Here is a 6,044-nt window from a genome sequence, read left to right as displayed (position 1 = left end):
AAACTGTTCCGGTATTGTTTCACACAAGAATAAAATGCCCGTGAAATCGAGTGCTGCGTCATGACCAATCTCTTGCTCTACCAACGTATTGCTCAACAGCTGGCAGAAGACATCCGCCGTGGTGTCTATCAACCCGGCGAGCGCGTGCCTTCGGTGCGCAAGATGAGCTCGCAGCTCAATGTCAGCCATGCCACGGTTTTGCAGGCGTACGCCAATCTCGAGGATCAGGGCCTGATCCGCGCCCGACCGCAGTCCGGTTACTACGTGCACCAGACGCCGGCCCTGACCGCGCCAACCCCGGATATCGCCCGGGTCGAGCGTCCGGGTCTGGTTACGCGCAGCAGTATCATCCAGCAGGTGTTGGTCGAATCGCGCCGCGAAGGTGTGTTCCCTTTGGGCGCCGCCGTGCCGAGTGTCGATTATCTGCCGGTACGGGCACTGCATCAGCAATTGGCCAAAGTCACCCGATTCCATAGTCCTCGCGCGTTCAGCTACATGTTCAGTCCCGGTTTCGAACCGTTACGCCGACAGGTGGCAATCCGCATGCGCGATGCCGGTGTGGTGGTCGATCCTTCGGAAGTGGTTATCACCCACGGTTGCGTTGACGCCTTGCAGATGTCTCTGCGGGTGCTGACCCGGCCCGGCGATCTGATTGCCGCCGAGTCACCGACTTACTACGGTCTGTTGCAATTGGCCGACCTGCTGGGCCTCAAAGTCATCGAAATCCCTAGCGACCCGTCCACCGGCATGAGTCTCGAGGCCCTGCAACTGGCGGCCAACCAATGGTCGATCAAGGCCCTGGTACTGACCACCCGCCTGAGTAATCCGCTCGGTGGCACCATGCCCGAGGAGCGGCAGAAGCAGCTGCTGCGCCTGGCGTCGGACTTCGATATCCAGATTGTCGAGGATGATATCTACGGCGAATTGATGTTCGAACAGGGGCGCACCAAATCCCTCAAGGCCTATGACCGCCTGGATCGGGTGATCTACTGTTCGAGTTTCTCCAAGACCCTGTCACCGGGCGTGCGCATTGGCTGGATGATCGCTGGCAAGTACCAACAGGAAATTCAGCGGTTGCAGACATTCAGCACCCACTCGGCCTGCAGCGTCACGCAGATGGGCATTGCCGCTTATCTGGAAAATGGCGGTTACGACCGCCATTTGCGCTACATCCGCCAGGAGTACCGCAAGAACCTCAGCGCCTTCCAGCTCGCGGTGCAGCAGCACTTCCCCGAGGGCACGCAAATGACGCGGCCGACGGGCGGCTTCATTTTGTGGGTGAGTCTGCCAGGGCGGGTCAACACCCAGGAATTGCACGTGCGTGCGTTGCAGCAAGGCATCAGCATCGCGCCGGGGCTGATTTTCAGTAACACCGAGCAATTCAATCACTGTATCCGTCTCAACTGCGGGATCCCGTGGAACCGCGAGGCCGAGCGCGCATTGATGACCCTGGGCATGCTGGCCACACAGCTTTGCCAGGAGATGGCCGGCGGCTTTTGATGTGGCGGGCAGGTTAATCCTGCCCACGCTTGTCATGGCGCCTGCAACAGGAGAGCATATGGCCCCGCTGTCGATTGCGCGATGTGCGCCGTTGGATCCATGAAATCGATTTTTTCTACCACCTGTTTGTTGATCTGCCTGTTCATCAGCGCTCAGCCGGTATTCGTTCTGGCCGCTTCTGTTCAAGAAAAGCCGGCAGCGAGCACTTCAACGAAAAAAGCGGCGCCCGCGAAAAAAACTGCACCGGTCCAGAAGAAAACGGCGGCGGTGAAAAAGCGCCCGCCGATTGCATCCAAGTCGAAACAGGCCAGTGAAGTGGTGAAAACCCAACTTCCTTCAGCCAACCTGGATCTAAGCCTGCCCAAGGATATGGTTGAGGAGCTTGATCCCGTCGGCACTGTGCCGTTGCCTAAGCGCGAACCTGTGTTACCACAAATGTTCGGTGACAAAAGCAGCCAGTTCCAGCTCAACGGTCGTTTGATCAGTAACGAAATGCAGTTGCAATTGCGTAATGAAGTACGCCATGAAGTCGACGGCGCGGCGCTGGAGTTTGAGTTCAAGCGATAAGTCGACTCTATTCGCAACCCGCAGGGCAGACGCTTTGTCGGAGACTGGGCGGTCACGTCTCCGTTCGGGTAAAAACCCATGGACGGGTAATTTAAAACAACTGTTTTAGCGGTTACTCTGTGCCCCGTCCTTTTATACATTGCTCGTCGTGAGGTGCTTGTCGTCATGAAATGCCGTGAGGGCTGTGGCGCTTGTTGCATTGCCCCTTCCATCAGTTCGCCGATTCCCGGAATGCCACAAGGCAAAGCCGCGGGGGAGCGCTGCCTGCAATTGTCTGCCGACAATCTGTGCAATATTTTCGGCAAACCGGAGCGCCCGGCCGTGTGTTCGGCCTTCGAGGCCGACGTCGAGGTGTGTGGCAGCAGCAGTGAAGAAGCGATCAGGCTGATTGGCTGGTGGGAGCAGATGACGGCGGCGTAATGTGTCAACGAACGGAATTTCAACAATAAGGAATAACATTATGGGTTCGCTGCATCGTATCGCTGTGCTGTGTGGTTTGACGGCTGTATTGGCCACCTCGGTTGCACAGGCCGAAGATTGGGAAGTCGCCAAGAACGAAGACGGCATCAAGGTCTCCCTGAGTGAAGTGGCGGGTTCCGACTACAAGGCCTACCAGGGTGTGACCCTGATGAAGACCACAATGGCCAAGTTGCGCGCGCTGCAGGAAGACGTACCGGGTGCCTGCGCCTGGATTCACGAGTGCAAGAGCCAGAAGTTGCTCAAGCACGAAGGCGATCAGAGCTGGACCTACACCCAATTCAATACGCCATGGCCGGTGACCCCGCGTGACTCGGTGTTGCATGTCACCACCATCGAAGGTGCCGATGGCAGCCTGACCCGCAAGCTCGAGGGCGTGCCAACCTATCTTCCTGAAGAAAAAGGCTTTGTGCGCGTCGCCAGGATCGACGGTTTCTGGAAATTCGTTCCCAAGGGTGATCAGATCGAAGTGACCTACCAGGTACACACCGAGCCGGGAGGCAGCGTTCCATCAATGGTTGCGAACAAGTTCGTAGTGGACGCGCCGTTCAATACGCTGAAAAATCTCAAGGCCCGCGCCGAGAAGTAAAACGCGGCGCTTGCTGTCGCCGATCTACAGGGGGGCGCCGAGCCCAAAAACGGCGGCCACCTCAACACCTGTAGGAGCGCGGCTTGCCGGCGATGACGGCGGCACGTTCAACATCCATGATGCCTGACACTCCGTCATCGCCAGCAAGCTGTGCTCCTACAGGAAATACGTCATTAGCCCGTCAGTCGCCATTGCAGCCTGCATTCAGCTCGAAACCTTTATTGTGTTTCCAGATATGCGTTGCACAAAATTTTCACAACGCCTCCAAGACAATTCGCCCGCGTCGAAATGACAGAAGAGTAATCAATGGCATTGCCGCCGTTGATCGTGCAACATTTGCGCACCGCGCAAGCCCCGGAGCCAGGAATTGGCCAAAAGAGGGCAAGGCGCCGCTGTACTTTGAAACTTCAACTTCCAATGGGTCCTAAAACGACATGGCAATCCCGGACGCCCTGAGTCAGCAGCGAGCTTCGAGTCGCCTGCTGCAACCGACCGTCAAATCGCATCTGGCCTACACGCTGCTGTGCGCCTTGGTGATGATGGTGATGTTTTCCGCATTGCGCCTTGCGCTGCTGGTCTACAACCGCGAAATGATCCTCGATACACCGGCCTCGACCTTTGTCGAAGCGTTCTCCAACGGTCTGCGTTTCGACCTGCGGCTGGTGGTCTACCTCAGTATCCCGTTGATCCTGGCGCTGTTCAGTGCGCGGGCCATGGCTGCACGCGGGTTCTTTCGCCTATGGCTGACCATTGCGTCCAGCATTGCGTTGTTCCTGGGCCTGATGGAGATGGACTTCTACCGAGAGTTCCACCAGCGCCTCAACGGCCTGGTCTTCCAGTACGTGAAGGAAGACCCGAAAACCGTGATGAGCATGCTCTGGTATGGTTTTCCGGTGGTTCGCTACCTGTTGGCCTGGGCCGTTGGCACCTGGCTCCTGAGCCTGGCGTTCAAGGGCGCGGACCGGGCGACCCGGCCTCGTGGCCCGTTCAGCGGCGGCAGCATCAGTACGCGCCAGGTTGCACCTTGGTACGCACGCCTCATGGTCTTCGTGGTCTGCCTGCTGATCTGCGTGGTCGCAGCCCGTGGCACCTTGCGCCAAGGCCCGCCGATGCGCTGGGGCGATGTGTACACCACCGACTCCAACTTCGCCAACCAATTGGGCCTCAACGGCACGCTTTCCCTGGTGGCGGCGGCGAAGAGCCGCATGTCCGAGGATCGCGACAACATCTGGAAAGCCACGTTGCCGCAACCCATGGCGCAGCAGACCGTGCGCGACATGCTGGTGATGAAGGACGACAAACTGGTGGATGGCGAAACCGCCGCCGTACGTCGTGATTACACGCCGCCAACCGACAAGACCCTGCCGATCAAGAACGTCGTCGTGATCCTGATGGAAAGCATGGCCGGTCATTCGGTGGGTGCCTTGGGCGCCCCTGGCAACATCACGCCTTACCTCGACAAATTGTCGAAGGAAGGCCTGTTGTTCGACCGCTTCTTCTCCAACGGTACCCACACTCACCAGGGCATGTTTGCCACCATGGCGTGCTTTCCCAACCTGCCGGGTTTCGAATACCTGATGCAGACCCCGGAAGGCAGCCACAAGTTGTCGGGCTTGCCGCAGTTGCTCAGCGCTCGTGACTACGACGACGTTTATGTCTACAACGGTGACTTCGCCTGGGATAACCAGTCAGGGTTCTTCAGCAACCAGGGCATGACCAACTTCATCGGGCGTAACGACTTCGTCAACCCGGTGTTCTCCGATCCGACGTGGGGCGTGTCTGACCAGGACATGTTCGACCGTGGTCTGGTTGAACTGAAAGCCCGGGACGGCAAGGACAAGAAGCCGTTCTATGCGTTGCTGCAAACCCTGTCCAACCACACCCCTTACGCCTTGCCAACGCCATTGCCGGTCGAACCCGTTACTGATCGTGGCAGCCTGAACGAGCACCTGACCGCCATGCGTTACTCGGACTGGGCGTTGGGTCAGTTCTTTGAGCAGGCGCGCAAAGAGCCGTACTTCAAGGAAACCCTGTTCGTCGTCGTTGGCGACCACGGGTTTGGCAACGAGCGGCAGATCACCGAGATGGACCTGGGGCGCTTCAACGTACCGATGCTGCTGATTGCCCCTGGCATCCAGGAAAAGTTCGGCACGCTGAGCCACACAGTGGGTACGCAAATCGACATCGTACCGACCATCATGGGGCGTCTCGGTGGCGAAGTGCGTCATCAGTGCTGGGGCCGCGACCTGCTCAACCTGCCTGAAGGTGACACCGGTTTTGGCGTGATCAAGCCGTCCGGCAGTGAACAGACCACGGCCATCATCACGGCTGACCAGATTCTGGTATTGCCGAAGGACAAGGACATGGCGCCGAAGATGTATCAGTACGAACTGGGCGCCAAACCGCGCGCCGAGGTTATACCGGATGCATCACGCACCGCCGAGTTGAAGACCAAGCTGGAAGCGTTCCTGCAGACAGCGACCAAAAGCCTGATCGATAACACGGCTGGTGTGGTGGACGGCACGCCGGACTAAACGCTGACGCAATAAAAAAGAGGCCTTGGAAAAGGCCTCTTTTTTTTGCCGATTAAATCGTCATATCTTGCCGAGTAACAACAGAATAATGATCACCACCAACACCACGCCGATGATACCGGACGGGCCATAACCCCAACTTCTGGAGTGCGGGAAGACCGGCAGACCACCGATCAGTAACAAAATCAGAATGATGAGTAGAATTGTGCCCATGTCTGTTTCCTTGCTGTAAGAGTTCAGGAATGACTTTGCCGTTATCAGTCAGCGGGAATGCCATTAATTCGAGCCGCTTAAAACTTCCGACCATGGCGCTTGAAAGAAAATTCCAAGTTTTTTTGCTGTTTTTCGAAACAAAGCCAATTCCAATTCTTTTTAGT

Annotated in this window: 6 protein-coding genes; 5 read left to right on the top strand and 1 reads right to left on the bottom strand. The window is 57.4% G+C overall.

What is annotated here, in order from left to right; genetic code table 11:
* The first annotated feature begins 60 nt into the window (after positions 1–60).
* From D8U73_RS08120 to D8U73_RS08100, 5 genes are all read left to right on the top strand, one after another.
* Positions 61–1,500, top strand: coding sequence for a PLP-dependent aminotransferase family protein (locus tag D8U73_RS08120; RefSeq protein ID WP_056856489.1), 1,440 nt, complete (start codon positions 61–63; stop codon positions 1,498–1,500).
* A 99-nt stretch (positions 1,501–1,599) separates the two neighbouring features.
* Positions 1,600–2,067, top strand: a complete 468-nt coding sequence (locus tag D8U73_RS08115) for a hypothetical protein (protein ID WP_056856894.1) — start codon at positions 1,600–1,602, stop codon at positions 2,065–2,067.
* 165 nt (positions 2,068–2,232) lie between these two features.
* Positions 2,233–2,487: a YkgJ family cysteine cluster protein gene (locus D8U73_RS08110; protein WP_130904160.1), complete on the top strand. Its 255-nt coding sequence runs from the start codon at positions 2,233–2,235 to the stop codon at positions 2,485–2,487.
* 40 nt (positions 2,488–2,527) lie between these two features.
* The gene (locus tag D8U73_RS08105) at positions 2,528–3,133 is read left to right on the top strand and encodes an START domain-containing protein (RefSeq protein ID WP_130904159.1); all 606 of its coding nucleotides are present in this window, start codon (positions 2,528–2,530) and stop codon (positions 3,131–3,133) included.
* Between the two features lie 434 nt (positions 3,134–3,567).
* On the top strand, positions 3,568–5,667 hold the full coding sequence (locus D8U73_RS08100; protein WP_130904158.1) for an LTA synthase family protein: 2,100 nt from the start codon (positions 3,568–3,570) through the stop codon (positions 5,665–5,667).
* Between the two features lie 60 nt (positions 5,668–5,727).
* On the opposite strand, the gene D8U73_RS08095 is transcribed toward D8U73_RS08100, so the two are convergent.
* Positions 5,728–5,880 (bottom strand): DUF3309 family protein, encoded by a 153-nt coding sequence (locus D8U73_RS08095; RefSeq protein ID WP_130904157.1) that lies wholly within the window; start codon positions 5,878–5,880, stop codon positions 5,728–5,730.
* Between the last annotated feature and the right edge of the window lie 164 nt (positions 5,881–6,044).

This window comes from Pseudomonas sp. Sample_22, from assembly GCF_004307635.1.
Classification (GTDB): domain Bacteria; phylum Pseudomonadota; class Gammaproteobacteria; order Pseudomonadales; family Pseudomonadaceae; genus Aquipseudomonas.
Note: the sequence above shows the minus strand (reverse complement) of the source record. Positions and strands in the feature narration are given on the sequence as shown.

Coding starts and splice junctions, on each gene's coding strand:
- D8U73_RS08120 (WP_056856489.1), top strand. CDS start 61: ATGACCAATCTCTTGCTCTACCAACGTATTGCTCAACAGCTGGCAGAA.
- D8U73_RS08115 (WP_056856894.1), top strand. CDS start 1,600: ATGAAATCGATTTTTTCTACCACCTGTTTGTTGATCTGCCTGTTCATC.
- D8U73_RS08110 (WP_130904160.1), top strand. CDS start 2,233: ATGAAATGCCGTGAGGGCTGTGGCGCTTGTTGCATTGCCCCTTCCATC.
- D8U73_RS08105 (WP_130904159.1), top strand. CDS start 2,528: ATGGGTTCGCTGCATCGTATCGCTGTGCTGTGTGGTTTGACGGCTGTA.
- D8U73_RS08100 (WP_130904158.1), top strand. CDS start 3,568: ATGGCAATCCCGGACGCCCTGAGTCAGCAGCGAGCTTCGAGTCGCCTG.
- D8U73_RS08095 (WP_130904157.1), bottom strand. CDS start 5,880: ATGGGCACAATTCTACTCATCATTCTGATTTTGTTACTGATCGGTGGT.